Raw genomic sequence first — 17,425 nt, 5'->3', positions numbered from 1 at the left:
TCAATCGGCATTCAAAAAGGCCAAATCTAACCCCCGCGACACGCCGAGCCAGACACACATTTTGACCCTTAACCCTCAGCATCTGCCTCTGCTTCAACCCAAGCCCCACCCCAAACCCCAACCCCAGAAACAAAAAATCCTCGGAAGCTTTTACACTTCCGAGGATCTTCGCTGTGGGCGAAGGGGGACTTGAACCCCCACGTCCGTAAAGGACACTGGCACCTGAAGCCAGCGCGTCTGCCATTCCGCCACTCGCCCGTGGGAACGAATAGAACTATAACACCCCGCGCTAATACACCACCAAATCCCCAGGCCAGCGCACGTTTTCCACCACTTTTCAGCACTTAGCAATAGCAACTTCCCCCCACAACCGTCGTCACTATTTGATAAACCTCAGCAGTTCCTAGCCCTTAACTGAAGGTGTAGGGCTCTATACTGTTGCTTAAGTATCGATAATTTTTGTGCACATTTTTTTCACGTAACCCGCCGCGGTTTGGCGGGAGAAGGCGAATTTCTTTAGTCAGATGGATTTCCTAGGACGCATCCGCAAGCTCGATAGCTCGCTTCAGCGCGGGCTCGACAACAGCTTTGCGCGCGTGTTCGGCGGCAAGGTTGTCCCGAATGAGTTAGAAGAATGCCTGAAGCAGGAAATTGAAGACTTCCTGATGCAGGACGCCAACGGTCAGTACTTGGCACCCAATGATTTCCGCATTGGCATCAGCGCTGCCGACTACAAGAACCTTTCTGCGTCCGAGCCCAACCTGCCGAATCAGTTGGCTGACCGCATGACACGCTACTGCCGTAACAACGGCTGGGGCTTCACCGGTTCCATTAGCGTCCACCTGCAGGCAGTGGAGTCTCTCCACACCGGCCAGTTGAAGACGGCCAGCACTTTCACCGAGGACACCGTGGGCACCTCGGAGTTCGTCCCATTCGAGGACAGTGCCGATGATGCCAACACTGACGCAGCCCCGTCGCAAAGCGATGATGAACCCCAAGCTGCAGAGACCTCTGCCGCCTACCACCCGCAGCCGGAAGCTGAGCAGTTCCCCACCGCTTCCCGCCCCATCCCCGCGGTCGACCCAGAGGCTGCAACTGAGCTGAGCAGCGCGGCCGTGGGTGAAGACCAGTCCCAGGAAAAGACCGTCACCCTGCTGTTGCAGGACGGCTCCTCGCGCGTATTTGAGGTGCGCCATGGTTCGAACATCATCGGCCGCGGCACCGCTTCCGACTTCCGCCTCCCGGATACTGGTGTTTCCCGCCAGCATGCCGAGATCACGTGGGATGGCCAGGACGCTGTGCTCGTCGATTTGCATTCGACCAACGGCACCATTGTCAATGGCGAACCCATTGAGAACTGGCTGCTGGCCGACGGCGACGAAATCTCGCTAGGACATTCTGTTCTCGAAGTTCAGATCCGCTGATTCAGATCCGCTAAGTAGTGAGGTTCACCAGGTTCACATGCCACTGCCCTAGGTTTGCCGACACATTCCTGGAATAATTACGTCCGTGTGTTCGGTTTGCGGACCCACCAGCTCTACATAAGGAGGTTCCTCGGACGTGGAAGCTATCGTTTTTCTGCTTTCGCGCATCGGCGTGCTGGTCGTCCTGTGGTTTTTCATTTGGATGACGCTTCGCACCCTGCGTACAGAAACAACAGGCTCGGCTCCGCTGCGCCCACTTCGGCAGGCCAGCAGTGCTCCGGCCAAGCGTTTCCAGCGCTCGCAGACTCCACATCAGCTCCTTGTCACCTCCGGGCCGCTGGCGGGTTCGCGCATGAACCTAAACAACCAACGCGACATCACTATTGGCCGTTCAGAGTCGAATGCCTTCGTTCTCAACGATGACTTCGCCTCGGGCCAGCACGCTCGCGTCATCAACCGCGACGGCATCTGGTACCTGGAGGACCTGGACTCCCGCAATGGCACATTCCTCAATGGCCAGCGCGTGGAACAGCCGGAACGCCTGGCTTCGGGTATGGAATTTCGTATTGGCCGTACAACTTTGAGGTTGCAACCATGAGTCTTGCTCTGAATTACACGGCCCGCTCTGACCGCGGCCTCATCCGACAGAACAACGAGGACTCCGCCTATGCGGGTTCGCGTCTGCTCGCGCTTGCCGACGGCATGGGTGGCCACGCCGCCGGAGAAATCGCATCGCAGCTGATGATTGCGGCCGTCTCTCGGCTGGACAATGATCAGCCCGGCCCCGATTTGCTCGAGTCCCTGCGCAGCGCCTGCATGGAGGGCAATAACTCCATCGCGGATGAAATTGAGCAGAACCCCTCTACGCAAGGCATGGGCACTACGCTGACTGCTCTGCTTTTCGACGGCACCCGCCTGGGCATGTGCCATGTCGGTGACTCGCGTGGCTATCTGCTGCGCGACGGGGAGCTCATCCGCATTACCCGGGATGACACCTATGTGCAGTCCCTGGTGGATGAGGGCAATCTCACCGAAGAAGAAGCGGCAATTCACCCTCAGCGCTCACTGATTTTGAAGGCTCTCACCGGTCGCCCGGTGGAGCCTACTTTGTCTTATCGCGATGTTCACGAGGGCGATCGCTACCTGCTGTGCTCGGATGGTCTATCCGATCCAGTGTCCGCGGACACCATCAAGGATGTGCTCTCGGAGGGCACTCCGGACGAGGCCGCTACCAAGCTCATTGACTACGCGTTGAAGTCTGGTGGTCCGGATAACATCACCGTGGTGGTTGCCGATGTTGTCGATTCGTCGGCACGCACGCCTTACGAGCCCGCCCTGGCCGGTGCCCTGCAGAGTGCGGAGGAGGAACTCCCCCGCCCCAATACGTCAGCGGGACGCGCGGCGGCACTCCGCCCGCGGAAGTCGCAGGAAATTGCAGTGACTTCGGCGCCGGAGAAGAAGGCTTCCAAGGGCAAGTGGCTAGTTATTTCTGTGGTGCTGGTGCTGGTGGCCGGGTTGGTCGGCCTTGGTATTTGGGGCTGGCAGAAGAAGGAGTCGATGTACCATCTCGCGGTGGTCGACGGGCAGGTGCAGCTGATGCACGGCGTGCCCGGTAGTTTGCTGGGCTTCGATCTGCAAGAGCCACATCAGTTCATCTGTTTGACCGATGACAATAAAGTTCAGCTTCCTCCGGCTGGGACGGCGAAGGAGAAGGTCGACTGCCACATCATGACGCCGGAAGATCTCTCGCCGGCGGCACGCAATTCGCTGGAAGGTCTGCCGGCTGATTCCTACGACGGTGTCAGCGACCAGATTGGCCGTTTGGCGGAGTCGGCACTGCCGGTATGTCTGTCCGTTTCCGACGATGACAAGAAGGATGAAAAGCTGGGCTCGAAGCCAGGAGTCAACTGTAGGCAGGTGCGAAAATGAGTGAAACTACCACGAAGCGACAGCTTCGGATGAAGGAAATGCTCCTGCTGCTGCTGTCGGCAGGATTGTTGCTTTTGGCACTAATTTCACTGGAACTGGCTCAGGGCAACTCTCTGACCGCAGATGTCTTTTACATCATTGGCGGATTCTTTGTGATCTTTGCAGTGGCGCATATCGCGCTGACCTTTGTGGCGCCCAACGCCGATCAGGTGATGCTGCCGGTTGCAGCAACGCTCAATGCCTTGGGGCTGGTGATGATTCACCGCCTAGACCTGGCCAATGACACCTCGTTGGTGCGCAACCAGATCATGTGGACCGTACTCAGTGTCGCACTGTTTATCGGCGTGATCGTCCTGCTGCGCAACCATCACTCGCTGTCGCAGTACTCGTATCTGCTGGGTCTCGGCGGCTTGATTCTGTTGGCGCTACCGCTGGTGTGGCCGTCGTCGATTAATGCTGATGCCCGCATCTGGATTTCCATCGGCCCGTTCTCCATGCAGCCGGGTGAGTTTGCCAAGGTCATGCTGCTGATCTTCTTTGCTCAGCTGCTGGTGAATAAGCGCTCGCTGTTCAATGTGGCGGGCAAGCGTTTCCTGGGCATTGATTTCCCGCGTGTTCGCGACCTGGGTCCGATTCTGCTGATCTGGGGCATCGCTACCGTCATCATGGCTCTGCAGAATGACTTTGGCCCGGCGCTGGTGCTCTTCGGCACTGTGCTGGCAATGCTCTACGCTGCCACCGGTCGTGGTTCCTGGCTGATCATCGGCATGGTGCTGGTGACCGTCGGCGTTGTCGGTGTCTACATGGTTTCGGACAAGATTCAGGCGCGAGTCACGCATTTCCTGGATCCGTTGGGCTCCTACGACGAGGGTGGCTACCAGCTCTCCCAGGGTCTGTTCGGCATGAGCTGGGGTGGCATCGGTGGCACCGGTCTGGGCCAGGGCTACCCACAGAACATTCCGGTGGCACACTCTGACTTCATCCTCTCGGCCTTTGGTGAGGAGCTCGGTTTTACCGGCCTGAGTGCCATCATCCTGCTGTTCGCGATTCTGATTTCCCGCGGTATTTCGGCGAGCTTGGCGGTACGTGATTCCTTTGGCAAGCTGCTGGCGGCCGGTGTCGCATTCTCGATGGCCATTCAGCTGTTCGTGGTTGCAGCCGGTGTTTCCAAGCTGATGCCGCTGACCGGCCTGACTACTCCGTTCATGTCAGCCGGTGGTTCCTCACTGCTGGCCAGCTACATCATGTTGGCCATCGTGCTGCGCGTCTCTGACGAGGCCAACCGCCCCTGGGGTATTCCAAGCAACCCTTCGGGCCTCAACGACAATGCCACCGCATCTCAGGAGGTGAACCAGTAGATGAATAAAACCATTCGCCAAATCTTTGTTGTCGTTCTCGGACTCTTCGTTCTTCTACTGGCGAACCTGACCTACATCCAGGGCTTCCAGCAGGATAAGTACGCCCACAATCCGCTGAATAGCCGCCAGTTCCTGGAGGAAAAGTCCAAACCTCGCGGCCAAATCACCACTGACGGCGACATTCTGGCCCACTCGGTCAAGGGCGAGAGCGGCTTCTATGACCGCAGCTACGACACCGACCCGGAGGCATATGCCGCGGTGGTCGGATACCTGTCGGACATCTACGGCTCCGCCGGTATCGAACGCTCTCAGAACGAGATCTTGAACGGCAGCGACCCTTCGCTGTTTACCTCCCGCGCCCTCGACATGGTCACGGGCAAGGAACCCTCTGGGGCCTCCACGGAGCTGACGCTGTTGCCGAACGCTCAGCGGACTGCGTACCAACAACTCGCTGAACGCGGCTACGTCGGCTCCGCCGTCGCCATTCGCCCATCGACGGGTGAAATTCTCGCGATGGCCTCCACACCGTCGTTCAACCCGAATGACATCGCTGCCGGCGACGAGAGTACCTGGCAGTCCCTCAATAACAATGAGGGCGCACCGCTGCTCAACCACGCCACTCAGCGTCCGCTGCCGCCGGGTTCCACTTTCAAGGTGTTGACCACGGTCACGGCACTGGAGCAAGGCGCTTCCCCGGACACCTCGGTCACTGGCGCACCGCAGATTACGCTGCCGGATACCACCACTACGTTGGAGAACTACGGTGGCTCGACCTGTGGTGGGGCTACTACAACTCTCCGCCAGGCTTTCGCGCAGTCCTGTAATACGGCATTCGCTGAGCTCGGTATGCAGTACGGGGCCGATGCGCTCAAGGACGTCGCTAAGCGATTCGGCATCGGTGAGACCCACGATGACGCGGGCCTGCCGATTCAGCCCTCCGCTGTCGGTGATATTCCGGATCAGTCCTCGCTGGGTCAGACCTCCATTGGTCAGCGCGACGTGTCTTTCACGCCGCTGGACAACGCCATCATCGCCGCCACGATTGCCAACGGCGGCGTGCGCATGGAACCCCAGATCATCAAATCGGTGCGCGGTGCCGACCTCTCCGAAATCAAGTCCTTTAAGCCGATTGAAGCCGGCGAGGCGATTTCGCCGGAGGTCGCGGAGACCGTAACTGAGCTGATGCGCGGCTCCGAGTCGCACTCGGGCGGTAACGGTTCGCGTATTGCCTCCAAGACCGGTACCGCCGAACACGGTGCCGTCCGCGGCGAGTACGCACCGCACGTCTGGTACATCGCCTTCGCGCCGGACTCCGATGTCGCCGTGGCTGTCGTCGTGGAAAACGGTGGCGGCCAAGGCCAGGGCGCTACCGGCGCCTCCGTTGCTGCCCCGATTGGCCGTGCGCTCATTGACGCGGTCGAACAGGCGGGTCGATAAGCATGGATGCCCACCAAGTTCAAGACATCGTTGGCGACCGATATCACGTTCGCCGTCTGCTCGGCCGTGGCGGCATGTCCACCGTCTGGCTTGCCGACGACGCCACCAGCGGCGAACTGGTTGCAATCAAACTTCTGAACCAGGAATACTCGGACAACTACGAGTTCCGGCAGCGCTTCCAGAACGAAGCCGCCGCTGCGCGCAGCGTCAACAGCCCAAACGTGGTGAAGATTGTCACCTACGAGGAAGGCGACATCGGCAGCCACGGCGCGTGTTACATCGTCATGGAGTACATCCGTGGCGAATCTCTGTCGCAGGTGCTGCAGCGACGTCGCACCCTGCCAGAGCACCTGATGCTCGACGTTCTAGAGCAGACTGCACACGGCCTGTCGGCAATTCACGCTGCGAACCTTGTCCACCGCGACATTAAGCCGGGCAACCTCCTGGTGACGCCGGAGGGCACCGTGAAGATTACCGACTTTGGTATTGCCAAAGCCGCTGAAGCGGTGCCTCTGACACGTACCGGCATGGTCGTCGGCACCGCGCAGTATGTCTCACCGGAGCAGGCGCAGGGCAAACAGGTGAGTCCGGCGACTGACATCTACTCGCTTGGCTGTGTCGCCTACGAAATGGTGGCCGGCGCCCGGCCCTTCCAGGGCGACTCCACCGTTGCGGTTGCCGTGGCACACATCAACGAGGCACCGCCTGCGTTGGCGCCGACGGTCAATCCGCATATCCGCGAACTTATCGGCATTATGCTGCGCAAGGATCCGCAGCGTCGCTATGCCGATGGCCGTGAGCTGGCACAGGCTGTTTTGCGAGTGCGCGCGGGGCACCGCCCACCGCAGCCGCGTGGTGTGACCCCAACGGTGCACCGTCAATCCAACGCTGCCAACCCGGCGACCACCGAACTCGGTGCCATGACGCGACCGCCCATGCCGGTGTCGCAGCCACCGCAGCAATCGCAGCGACCACCGCAGCAGCCCGCCCGACAGCGTAAGCCGGCAAAGAAGCGCAGCGGCTGCGGTTGTGGCTGCGGCAGCATTGTGCTGTTGGTGCTGCTAGTGTTGCTGGCCGGTGCTATCGCGGTCGTCTATTCGCTGTCGACTACCGGTTCGCTGCCAACCATTCCGAACTTGGAGCAGTACATTCCGAACCAGTCACAGCAGCAGACCACAGAGGAAAACACCGACCCCAACGACGGTTCTGGTTACGGTTGGTCGGGTGACAATTCCGGTAACTGGGGAAATAACGACGGCGGCAACTCTGGGGAAAACTACGGCGGCAACAATGACGGTGCCTCTGACAGCTCCACTGAGCAGGACACCAGCGAGACCGCTCCGGATACGTCCGAACCGACTCAGGATTCGGGCAACGACAGTGGCGACAACAGTGGCGACGACTCCAGTGGCGGTGGTCTACCCGGTATTCAATTGCCCTTGGGAAATGACTCCGGTAATACCTTGGGGACTCCAGATGCACAGTAATATTCAGGTACAAGATGTTTTGGTGGAAATCCTTCCGAAGGGACTGACGAACAATGTCTGGCAATGACGATCTCCTCTCCGGCCGTTATCGGCTCGGCGAGCTCATTGGCGTTGGCGGCATGTCCGATGTCTACCGCGCTGAAGATACTGTTCTCGGTCGCTCTGTCGCGGTCAAGATGATGAGGGCCGACCTTGCCAGGGATGAGAACTTCCTCGCAAGGTTCCGTCGTGAAGCGAAAAACTCAGCGCTGCTGAATCACCCGTCGATCGTGTCGGTGTTCGACACCGGCGAGACGGATAGCCCGATGGGGCGCGTGCCTTTCATTGTCATGGAGCTGATTCAGGGCGAGACCCTGCGTGATCTTGTTCGTCGTGAGGGGCGGCTCGACCCGAAGAAAGCCGCGTCGATCATGGCATCGGTGTGTGATGCGCTGACGGCATCCCACCATGCGGGCATTATTCACCGTGACATCAAGCCGGCGAACATCATGCTGACCAACACCGGCAAGGTGAAGGTGATGGACTTCGGCATCGCTCGCGCGCTCGGTGATTCCACCACGATGACGCAGACTGCGGCGGTGCTGGGTACCGCGCAATACCTCTCGCCGGAGCAGGCGCGCGGTAAGACCGCCGACGCCCGTTCCGATATCTACGCTGTCGGCTGCGTACTTTTCGAGGCCGTCACGGGCGCCCCGCCGTTCACCGGCGAAACCCCTCTTTCTGTCGCTTACCAGCACGTTCAGGACCAGCCGCCGCGGCCTTCGGGGAAGCTCAACACCGACCCAAACACGGCTCAGGCCCTCGACGCGGTGCTTCTGACCGCGATGGCCAAGGATCCGATGGAGCGCTACGACTCTGCAGAGGACTTCGCCCAGGATTTGCGTCGTCTTGCACGCGGCGAGGATCCGTTGGCGCTGGCGCACCACGGCGCGCATGACGACGATGCGAAGACCACCGAATTCCTTCCGGCAACTCCGTCGGATGCTGAGACCCGGGTGACCCCTGCGCAGCAGGCAACTCCGGCTCCGGCCCCTGTCCCTGCTCCGGAACCGGAGAGAGCAGCTGCCCAACCGGAAGCCCCTGCTCAGATTGCTAACACTGACGAGCCTGAGAAAAAGAAGGGTGGCGCAGGAAAGACTGTCGCACTGGCGGCTGCTGCGCTGGTCGCTCTTGGCGGTGTCGGCTACGGCGCCTACCAGCTTTTCAACTCGTCCACCGAGGTCGAGACCGTTGCCATTCCGCAGGTCGAGGGCCTAAATGTCAATGAGGCAACGCAGGTTCTCGAGCAGGCTGGTTTCGTGGTCAACCGCGTCGACGAGCCGAACCCAGATGTGCCCCGAGACACGGTGATTGCCACCGAACCGGGTGTCGGATCGGGGTTGCCGCAGGGATCTCGCATCAAGCTGCGCGTATCTTCGGGCCCGGAGTTGACCAATGTGCCGGATGTGCGCGACAAACAGGCAGAGGAAGCTCGCCGCCTGCTCGAGGAGGCGGGGCTTGTAGTCAATCCGAAACTGCAAGAGGAACCGAGTGAGGACGTTCCGCGTGGCAATGTCATCGAGCAGTCTCCAGCTGCCGGTTCTCAGGTGTCGAAGGGAACCCGCGTAACTTTGACTGTCTCCTCCGGTATCGAGACCAAGACTGTTCCGGATGTCACTGGTCAGAGGTTGGATTCCGCCCGCACGACCCTCGAGTCCGCTGGTTTCGTTGTCGAGGTGGTGGAGGTTGACTCCACTGAGGAACAGGGAACCGTTGTTGAGGTTCCCCAGAAGGGCACGGAGCTCACCGTCGGAACGACTGTCGAGCTGCACGTTTCGCGCGGCAACCAAATTAAGATGCCACGAGTTGAGGGCCAGACTCTCAGCGATGCGGAGAAGGCACTCACCAATGCCGGCTTCGAGGGAACTATCCGCACCGAGGAAGTCACCACGCTGGATCTGTCCAAGGTCGACCACGTGGAGAAGGCCGACCCGTCAGCCGGCTCCAAGCTCAACAAGGACGGCGAGGTCACCCTGCGCGTCTACCGGCTGGGGGTTGCCCCGGAGGGTTCTTCAGAGGAACGGCCTGCTCCTGAACCTCCCATAAGGCTGCCGGATCTGCTGCCTAACTAGCGGCTAGTGTGCCAGCACGTCTGAGAAGGCGCGCTGGTACACGGCCTGCTGCTCTTCCAACTCCGCCAGGAGTTCCTCGGTGTACTCGCCGCCGGCCAGTCGCAGCCAGTTGACCAGCATGCGGTGCCCGTACTGGGTGAGTACCGACTCCGGGTGGTACTGCACGCCGTGAATCGGCAGGTCGCGGTGGCGCATCGCCATCAGCATGCCCGAATCGGTGAATGCCGTGGCAATGAGTTCCTCCGGCAACGTCTTCGGATCCACCGTCAACGAGTGGTAGCGCGTGGCAATAAAAGGACTGGGCACATCGGCCAGAACACCCGTGCCGTCATGGGTGACCGGGGAGGTCTTGCCGTGCAACAACTCGTCGGCACGCACGACCTGCGCACCAAAAACCTCACCAATCGCCTGGTGCCCCAAGCACACACCCAACACCGGTGTCGGCTCGTCCTGCCTGCTCACCGCGCGAATAATGTCCTCTGTCCATCCAGCATTAGACGGCTCACCGGGACCGGGCGACAGTAGGATTGCATCAAATTGCTTTACGACGTCGTCAACATCGCGGAGACGCGCATCATCATTGCGCCAGACAGTAACCGTTTCGCCGAGCTGGCCTATGTACTGGACCAGATTGAATACGAAGCTGTCATAGTTATCGACGACGAGAATCTGCATAACTGGGAATTCTACTGCCTGCGAACTTCACTGGTAAGTTCGGATGCAAAGTTTACAATTATGCATATACCGCGGGAGTGTAGATACCGCGCTGATCGCAACCTGCTGACCACAACCTAAGGAGTTTAAAGCGCTATGCCTAAGGCAAAGATCGAAAGCACTAATTCACCACAATCCGGTGGCTCCTCCGTCAGCCGCACCCCGGTCAAAATCAATAGCACTCAGACACCGGTGTGGTACAAGGTGCTGATGTTCGGGTTCATGCTGATTGGTTTGGGCTGGCTGCTGGTCAACTACATCGCGGGTCCGCATATTCCGTTCATGGTGACTTTGAACGCATGGAACTACGTCATCGGCTTTGGTCTTTTCATTGTTGGTCTGCTGATGACTATGGGTTGGCGTTAGTCAGCTCTAATACACCGCACCCTCAGGCGCATCCACTTTTGGATGCGCCTTTTTCACGCCTAAAAACCCAGGTCAATTCACCCCTGCCAATACACCCGTTTCCCACGCGTTCTTCGGAGAATGAGGATTTCTCTCCTACTAATCGCGCAAAAAAGTTATCCACAGAAACCTGTGTAACAATCATGTAATTTGTGGATAACTGTGGAGAGATTTCGTCCCAAATTTCTCACGGGTTACGTGACAGAAACCGTAAAGCATGACAACTTTCAGTCAATCCCATGTGTCCACAGCATCCACAGCCTGTGGATAACTCTGTGAACAAGTAACATAGTTGCAAGTCAAGTTGTGCGTAACTCCAATATTCTGCGGAGTTCGACCACTTTCGAACGCTGGTTCGTAAATTACAAGAATGGAATTATCCACACATGTGCACAAGTCTGTGGACAACTGTGAATTGTTGTAATTTGTGAAAATTGGAACCCGTAACGTGCTTCTTGGCCCGTGTTCACCTAGGTGAACAGTGGAGTATTTTGTCCACAGGGCTGTGGACATGTGGAGAATCAACACGATTTGCTACTACCCCCACTACCCCTAAACACAACATTGAGGTTACGGGCCGTCGTAAAGCGAATATGGGCATGAAAAAACCCGCCCGGAACAACCGGACGGGTTAGAAAGCGTAGAAGCTAGTGGATTACTTCTCGATGTCGATGGAGGTAATCACGACCGGCTCCAGCGGGCGATCCCAGTGATCCGTAGCCACACGAGCGATCTCGTCGACAACCTTCTTCGAGGCGTCATCAGCGACCTCACCGAAGATGGTGTGAGCGCCATTGAGGTGCGGGGTCGGAACAACGGTGATGAAGAACTGGGAACCGTTGGTGCCACGACCGCCGCGCTTGCCGGCGTTTGCCATAGCGAGCAGGTACGGACGATCGAACTGGAGCTCCGGGTGGATCTCATCGTCGAACATGTAGCCCGGGCCGCCGGTGCCTGTGCCCAGCGGGTCACCACCCTGAATCATGAATCCAGCGATGATGCGGTGGAAGATGGCCTCATCGTAGAACGGGCCGGACTCAGTACCAGAAGCGTTCTGGCCCTTGTACTCCTTCGTGCCCTCTGCCAGGCCGATGAAGTTGTCGACGGTATTCGGCGCGTGGTTGCCGAACAGGTCAATCACGATATCGCCATGGTTGGTGTGCACAGTTGCAGTAGCAGTCTTAATAGTCACGCCCTTTAGGATACCGACCTTGCTGGCCAATTGCTCCAACTGGTGGACATCTCCGTGGCAGACCCCAGCGAAAATGTTTTTCAAGATAAGGAAAAGAGTTCTGCGTTGACCCCCATGAAGGACGAATAGTGCCTAAGCTGGAAAGTGAGCCTGCTGTAGTTATTTCGGCGCTAGGCCTGACCGGGTCTAACTCCTGGTCTACGAAGCACTAGTGTCGCAGCAGTATTAATCATTGATTGAGAGTTAAAGGCGAAGCCAGTTGGCGACGCACTAATTAAGGAGAGTCATGAACCCCAACGCGATCTCGCTGGCTGTGAAGGGACTCAAGTCCGCTTATGACAGCTACTCGGATTACCGAGACAAGAAGGCTGCAGAGCTCTACGACACGATGCAGGAGGCTAAGAAGGTGGCAGCTGAACAGAACGAGGCTGCAAAGGAAGCAGCATCCGATTGGGCAGAAGATGTTAAGGAAAAGGTTTCCGACGCGCGCGAGCGGTTTGCTGAGCAGGCTGAAGAACTGACCGGCAAGGTCGAGAAGAAGTCCAAGGAAAACAAGAAGCAGGCTAAAAAGGCTGCGAAGAAGGCCAAGAAGGACGCTAAGCGTAAGGGCAAGAAGACCCGTTGCAAGGCTCGCTGCGAGGCTAAGAAGGCTGAAAAGAAGGCCAAGAAGGCTCGCAAGGACCTCGAGGTTCGTACCCAGAAGGCTATCGACAAGGTAACCGGTAAGGAAGAGCAGCGCGCCAAGAACGGTCGCATCGCAACCGCTTCCCTGGTCTTCGCTGTTGTTGCAGCAATTGTCGGTGTCATCGTCTGGAAGCTGCGCAAGGACGACAAGCTCCCGGTCGACCCGGCTCCGTACCAGCAGAAGGCTGAAGAGTTTAAGCACAAAGTCGAAGACAAGGCCGCTGAGGTCAAGGAGACCGTTGAAGAAAAGGCTTCCGAGGCTAAGGAAAAGGCTGAAGAGGTAAAGGGCAAGGCAGCTGACAAGGCCGACGAGGCCAAGGACAAGGCTGCTGAGGCCAAGGAGACCACTGAGGACAAGGCCGCAGAGGCGTCCAAGCAGGCTCAGATCAAGGTCGACGAGGTCAAGACCGAGAAGAAGAACGCTGACGACGCTAAGAAAATCTCTTCCAAGCCGTCCAAGCCGGCTCCGAAGCCGGGTCAGGCTCGCAAGAAGTAAATAGGCGGCTAGATAGCCAAGAGCCTTTTCACGCCCGATCGTTCTGTGCAGTAGATGCGCAGACGGTCGGGCGTTTTGCTGTGTATATCTTCCTAGCTTTCGTGTCGATCTAGTTCTTTGGCTCTCCAGCCTTTGTCGCCAAGTCTCTTTTCACTGAAGAAGAATACTCCCCAAACGATAAACCCGATGATTGGGAACAGTAACTGCACAAGTGACCATGCAATTATTCGATTTGTGCCGCTTTTCCGACGCACTTCAAAGAGAATAACAATTCCCAATAGACCAAGATAAATAATCGGGAAAAACGTCCATATTAAATCGTAGTATGCCGGAATTTCCACTATTACACCTGCCGACATCCATTCTCGGCATTAACATCAGCTAAAACGTCAGTATGACCATTGGCATAACCAGTAAGTTTGATACAGGGATGCAAAGCCGGAAGTAGATGTACGAAGTCCACACCGTCTAGCAGCTTGAGACCTATCTCTGAATAAGCTCGACCTGAAGCGCCCGATGCACGAGCCCCGCTATTCAAAACGCCTTGGTATGTATATCCCGGAGTTGATGTCTCCCCACCTTGGTTAGTGATTCTAACGCTGGTCACTTTATTTCCTGATGAGCACCACTCCATCGACAGCCAGGAAGTAGCAACTACGAACCCATAGTTAGATTTCCAGTCTTGATGATGGTTAGCAGTCCTGCAGGTGCCACCACTGCGCGTTGCAGTGACAACTGGAGCCGAAACACTTTGCTCTACTGAGGACGGCGACATAGCACGCAAAAAGGCCACTTTATCTTTTTTAGACAACGCATTGTACGTTTCTTGAGGATTACCCGAATTCATTACCTCGTTTACTAGTACCGCCTCAGATCGACTTTCAGCAGAAGCAGTTCCTGTCGCTGTTCCGACAAAAGCTAGGGCAACTATGGCCGTTGCGAATAACCTTTTTTTTCATGCTACACCTCAAGATTGCAGAATTCGGTCCAATGAATCAGCACCGTTGTGCTTTCGATGTAACGGTTTCACGAAAGATTAAGAACATCAATGATTTCGCTGAAATGTCCAATCGGTTACCTCTAAATGGAGGGACAAGATTCAACACTGTGATTCGGTTCTATCTGAACTGACAACAAGCACAACCTCAGTACCCGAAAGTGAACTGCCTAACGGGATTATTCTCACGAAGACACGCAGCAATTCTTAACCACCGTTGCACTGCCTAAATACGCACTCCAAAACTCTTCGCGTCCAATTAAATTCACGCTGAACTAATCAATCGACACAAAACTAGACAGCATGGTCTACTTTGTGTCATGACCACCTCAACGCAAACTATAAATGCGGCTGCCTCACCGGTAGCACCAGCTACATCTGCTAACGAAAACTCGGGGTCGCGCGCGGTTCCGCGCAGACGAACGCCGTCCCGAAAACGCGACTCGAGTCTTCTGAGTACGAATCGGCTCAGAGTACGCACACTGCAACTTTCCGTATTCGCAAGTCTCCTCGCCATTTGGTGGGCGATAGCACGATTCAGCGGCATCGATCCCGTCATTCTGCCCAGTCCAGGTGCAGTCGTCAAAGAGCTTATCGACGGAAACCGTTGCGTCCCCACCTCACCGCCCTCAGGTTCCCAAAACTGTGGTGTACAGGGATACTTCCTCTGGCAACATCTCCTAGCGACACTAGAACGCATCGCAGTGGGGCTAAGCTGCGGAATTATCACTGGCGTGCTGGTTGGGTTGGCACTGTCCCGCAGCCGAGCAGTGCGCTCTGTCGTCGAACCATACATCAGTTTTCTCCGCTCTCTACCACCGCTTGGCTACATTGGCCTTCTCATCGTGTGGTTCGGCGTCGGGGATGTCTCCAAGGTAGTGCTGCTTTTCCTTGCGACTTTTCCCATCATCACCATCGCCACGCTCTCCGGAATCATCGGTGTCCCGCAGGATTGGAGCCGTGCCGCGCGCACTCTCGGAGCCAGTAGATTCCAGATTTTTCGGCATGTGATTGCGCCCGGAACGTTGCCTGAACTCATCAACGGTGTACGGCTTGCCAACGGTATGTCCTGGGCCTGCATCGTCGCCGCAGAAATGAACGACGGTATCCCCGGCATCGGTGGTGTGGCCTACGTTTCTGGTACACAGCTGGAAACTGCGCTGACCATTGCCGCCATGATTCTGATTGGCATCACTGCCGTCATCCTCGACCAGATTCTCCTATTCGCCGAGCGACGCTTGGCTCCATGGCGCGGAAAGCAGTAATAACCACAATGAACAAGCTAAAGAAGACACTCTCCGCCGTGGCAGTTTCCTTGGCCGCAGTCTCTTTGACCACAGGATGCGTCGGCAAGCCCGCCAGTGCCTATGAGCGTAACTCCGCAGCGCAATGCCCGTTTGAGCCCTCGGATGTCGCGGGAAATGTAAGACTCGGCTACCAAATTGTCCCCGGAAACGACCTGTTTATTCGTAATGAGGGCTTGCTGGAGGCATGTCTCCCGAATGTCGATGTTTCATGGACTCGCTTCCCCGCTGGTCAGGACATTGTTCAGGGCTTTGCAGCGGGATCGGCGGATATTGGATTTGTCGGATCAACACCAGCTGCCAAAGCACTGAGCGCGCCACTGAATCTGGATGTGAAGGTTCCGCAGATAAATGTTCTCAATCAGGAATCCGAAGCACTCGTGGCAAAGCATGCCAAGTCCATCCAGGAGCTCAAGGGCAAGAAGGTAGCGACGCCTTTTTCTTCGACATCCCATTACGCATTGCTCAACGCCCTCAAACAGGCTGGCCTCGACCCGAAGCATGACGTGGAAATCGTCAATATCTCACCGGATAAGCTGCCTGCTGCCTGGAAGTCCAACGAAATCGAAGCGGCCTTTATCTGGAACCCGACCTTGGCAGAGCTTCAGCGCACTGGTACGCCCCTCATCGACTCCGGTGTGCTTGGAAAGCGCGGTGCACCAACCTTCAACGCCACGATTGTTGACCGCAAGTGGGCGGACAAGAACCCGGAGATATTGGACACATGGCTAAAACTGTCACATTGGGCAGCATCTGAGTACCGCAATAATCCGAATCCCTATATCTCTGCGAATGCCGCACAAACTGGCATGAGCTTCGACGAAACGAAGAAGCAACTAGCTGCTGTCCATGTCGTCGACAGTACTGAACAGGAAGAACAGCTAAAGAAGGCGGCAACTGCGCTGTATAACACAGCTGTATTCCTTCAAGAACAGGATGATGTCAAAGCATTCGATCAGAAGCACTACGAGGAAGCGACTAAAGGATAGACCATGTTGAAACTAGATTCCGTCAACCATATTTTTGAAACCGGCAAGGGAGAACAGGTACAGGCATTAAGCGATATTGATCTGATCATCCCCGATTCCGAAATTGTGTGTCTCGTCGGACCATCGGGTTGTGGAAAGTCCACTTTGCTCAAGCTCATTGCCGGCTTCTTCAAGCCGTCTTCAGGTCTGATAATTGACTCCGGCTCCGAGGTCACAGGTCCTGCAATTGAACGCGGTGTGGTCTTTCAGCACGCAACGCTATTCCCATGGCTTACCGTCGCAGAAAACATCAATCTATCCAATACCTTTACCGGCGACCGAGAGCACTCTGATGAAGGACAGCGACTGCTCGACACCGTGGGACTGAGCGAATCCGCTAATCGATACCCATACGAACTCTCTGGCGGAATGCAACAGCGAGCCCAAATTGCCAGGGTTCTCGCTGCAAGCCCGCGCACAGTATTAATGGACGAACCTTTTGGTGCACTCGACCCATTTACCCGCGAGCAGCTCCAGGCAGAACTGTTGGGCATCTGGCAGAGATACCGCCCCACCATCGTCTTTGTCACCCATTCAGTCGAGGAGGCACTACTTCTCGGACATAGAGTTATCGTGATGGGAGCGCGACCTGGCCGAATTATCGATGATGTCGAGATTCCTCACTCACTCCGTGTCTCTGAGACAAGTGGCACAACTGCTGATCGATTGCAGCAACTGTGGGAGATTCCAACTAATCCCGACTTCATTGAGCTCAAAGCTCGCATCAATGCCGGCATTCATAATGCCCACACGGTCTAACGGGCTAAGTACACAGCCCCTAGGGGTTAAGGGTCAAAAAGTGTGTCCGGAATCGCGGATTTTCACGGATTGACCTGTAGGTTTCCGGAAAGTATATGCT

Annotated in this window: 16 protein-coding genes and 1 tRNA gene; 12 read left to right on the top strand and 5 right to left on the bottom strand. The window is 56.8% G+C overall.

Going from position 1 to position 17,425, the window contains the following annotated elements; all coding sequences use genetic code 11:
• Positions 1–174: 174 nt before the first annotated feature.
• Positions 175–258: transfer RNA gene (locus tag QP981_RS10590), tRNA-Leu, on the bottom strand.
• Between the two features lie 266 nt (positions 259–524).
• On the opposite strand from QP981_RS10590, the gene QP981_RS10585 reads away from it, so the two are divergent.
• From QP981_RS10585 to pknB, 7 genes are all read left to right on the top strand, one after another.
• Complete coding sequence (locus QP981_RS10585; protein WP_049193412.1) at positions 525–1,424, top strand: FHA domain-containing protein; 900 nt, start codon at positions 525–527, stop codon at positions 1,422–1,424.
• Positions 1,425–1,560: 136 nt separating this feature from the next.
• Positions 1,561–2,022, top strand: a complete 462-nt coding sequence (locus QP981_RS10580; protein WP_016421758.1) for an FHA domain-containing protein FhaB/FipA — start codon at positions 1,561–1,563, stop codon at positions 2,020–2,022.
• Entirely contained in the window at positions 2,019–3,353 is a 1,335-nt protein-coding gene (locus QP981_RS10575; RefSeq protein WP_070604847.1) for a PP2C family protein-serine/threonine phosphatase, read from the top strand. The genes QP981_RS10580 and QP981_RS10575 overlap by 4 nt, the downstream gene beginning before the upstream one ends.
• Positions 3,350–4,711, top strand: coding sequence for an FtsW/RodA/SpoVE family cell cycle protein (locus tag QP981_RS10570; protein WP_016421756.1), 1,362 nt, complete (start codon positions 3,350–3,352; stop codon positions 4,709–4,711). Before QP981_RS10575 ends, QP981_RS10570 begins: the two co-directional genes overlap by 4 nt.
• Entirely contained in the window at positions 4,712–6,148 is a 1,437-nt protein-coding gene (locus QP981_RS10565; RefSeq protein ID WP_016421755.1) for a penicillin-binding transpeptidase domain-containing protein, read from the top strand. It begins immediately after the preceding gene.
• 2 nt (positions 6,149–6,150) lie between these two features.
• The gene (locus tag QP981_RS10560) at positions 6,151–7,635 is read left to right on the top strand and encodes a serine/threonine-protein kinase (protein WP_284857996.1); all 1,485 of its coding nucleotides are present in this window, start codon (positions 6,151–6,153) and stop codon (positions 7,633–7,635) included.
• Positions 7,636–7,688: 53 nt separating this feature from the next.
• The gene (gene pknB, locus QP981_RS10555) at positions 7,689–9,746 is read left to right on the top strand and encodes a Stk1 family PASTA domain-containing Ser/Thr kinase (protein ID WP_284857995.1); all 2,058 of its coding nucleotides are present in this window, start codon (positions 7,689–7,691) and stop codon (positions 9,744–9,746) included.
• A 3-nt stretch (positions 9,747–9,749) separates the two neighbouring features.
• Here pknB and QP981_RS10550 read toward each other — a convergent pair whose 3' ends face one another.
• Positions 9,750–10,421 (bottom strand): aminodeoxychorismate/anthranilate synthase component II, encoded by a 672-nt coding sequence (locus tag QP981_RS10550; protein WP_048731900.1) that lies wholly within the window; start codon positions 10,419–10,421, stop codon positions 9,750–9,752.
• A gap of 135 nt (positions 10,422–10,556) precedes the next feature.
• Between QP981_RS10550 and crgA the strand changes: the two genes are divergently transcribed.
• The gene (gene crgA, locus QP981_RS10545) at positions 10,557–10,826 is read left to right on the top strand and encodes a cell division protein CrgA (protein WP_005511903.1); all 270 of its coding nucleotides are present in this window, start codon (positions 10,557–10,559) and stop codon (positions 10,824–10,826) included.
• A 694-nt stretch (positions 10,827–11,520) separates the two neighbouring features.
• Here the strand turns inward: crgA and QP981_RS10540 are convergent.
• Positions 11,521–12,057: a peptidylprolyl isomerase gene (locus tag QP981_RS10540; protein ID WP_369707163.1), complete on the bottom strand. Its 537-nt coding sequence runs from the start codon at positions 12,055–12,057 to the stop codon at positions 11,521–11,523.
• Positions 12,058–12,343: 286 nt separating this feature from the next.
• On the opposite strand from QP981_RS10540, the gene QP981_RS10535 reads away from it, so the two are divergent.
• A complete protein-coding gene (locus tag QP981_RS10535) occupies positions 12,344–13,237 on the top strand; it encodes a hypothetical protein (RefSeq protein ID WP_284857994.1) in 894 nt (297 codons plus the stop codon).
• 92 nt (positions 13,238–13,329) lie between these two features.
• Here the strand turns inward: QP981_RS10535 and QP981_RS10530 are convergent, their stop codons facing one another.
• Both QP981_RS10530 and QP981_RS10525 read right to left on the bottom strand, forming a co-directional pair.
• Positions 13,330–13,578, bottom strand: coding sequence for a PLDc N-terminal domain-containing protein (locus QP981_RS10530; protein WP_284857993.1), 249 nt, complete (start codon positions 13,576–13,578; stop codon positions 13,330–13,332).
• Positions 13,579–13,580: 2 nt separating this feature from the next.
• A complete protein-coding gene (locus tag QP981_RS10525; protein WP_284857992.1) occupies positions 13,581–14,084 on the bottom strand; it encodes a hypothetical protein in 504 nt (167 codons plus the stop codon).
• Positions 14,085–14,938: 854 nt separating this feature from the next.
• On the opposite strand from QP981_RS10525, the gene QP981_RS10520 reads away from it, so the two are divergent.
• From QP981_RS10520 to QP981_RS10510, 3 genes are read left to right on the top strand one after another with little or no spacing between them, the layout of a single operon-like run.
• Positions 14,939–15,499, top strand: coding sequence for an ABC transporter permease (locus QP981_RS10520; protein WP_284857991.1), 561 nt, complete (start codon positions 14,939–14,941; stop codon positions 15,497–15,499).
• 8 nt (positions 15,500–15,507) lie between these two features.
• Entirely contained in the window at positions 15,508–16,527 is a 1,020-nt protein-coding gene (locus QP981_RS10515) for a taurine ABC transporter substrate-binding protein (RefSeq protein WP_284870008.1), read from the top strand.
• 3 nt (positions 16,528–16,530) lie between these two features.
• Positions 16,531–17,325 (top strand): ABC transporter ATP-binding protein, encoded by a 795-nt coding sequence (locus QP981_RS10510; RefSeq protein ID WP_284857989.1) that lies wholly within the window; start codon positions 16,531–16,533, stop codon positions 17,323–17,325.
• The last annotated feature ends 100 nt before the right edge of the window (positions 17,326–17,425 follow it).

The organism is Corynebacterium sp. MSK047 (genome assembly GCF_030232285.1).
Lineage (GTDB): Bacteria > Actinomycetota > Actinomycetes > Mycobacteriales > Mycobacteriaceae > Corynebacterium > Corynebacterium jeikeium_D.
The sequence above is the reverse complement of the archived record's forward strand: the minus strand, read 5'-3'. Positions and strand labels throughout refer to the sequence as shown.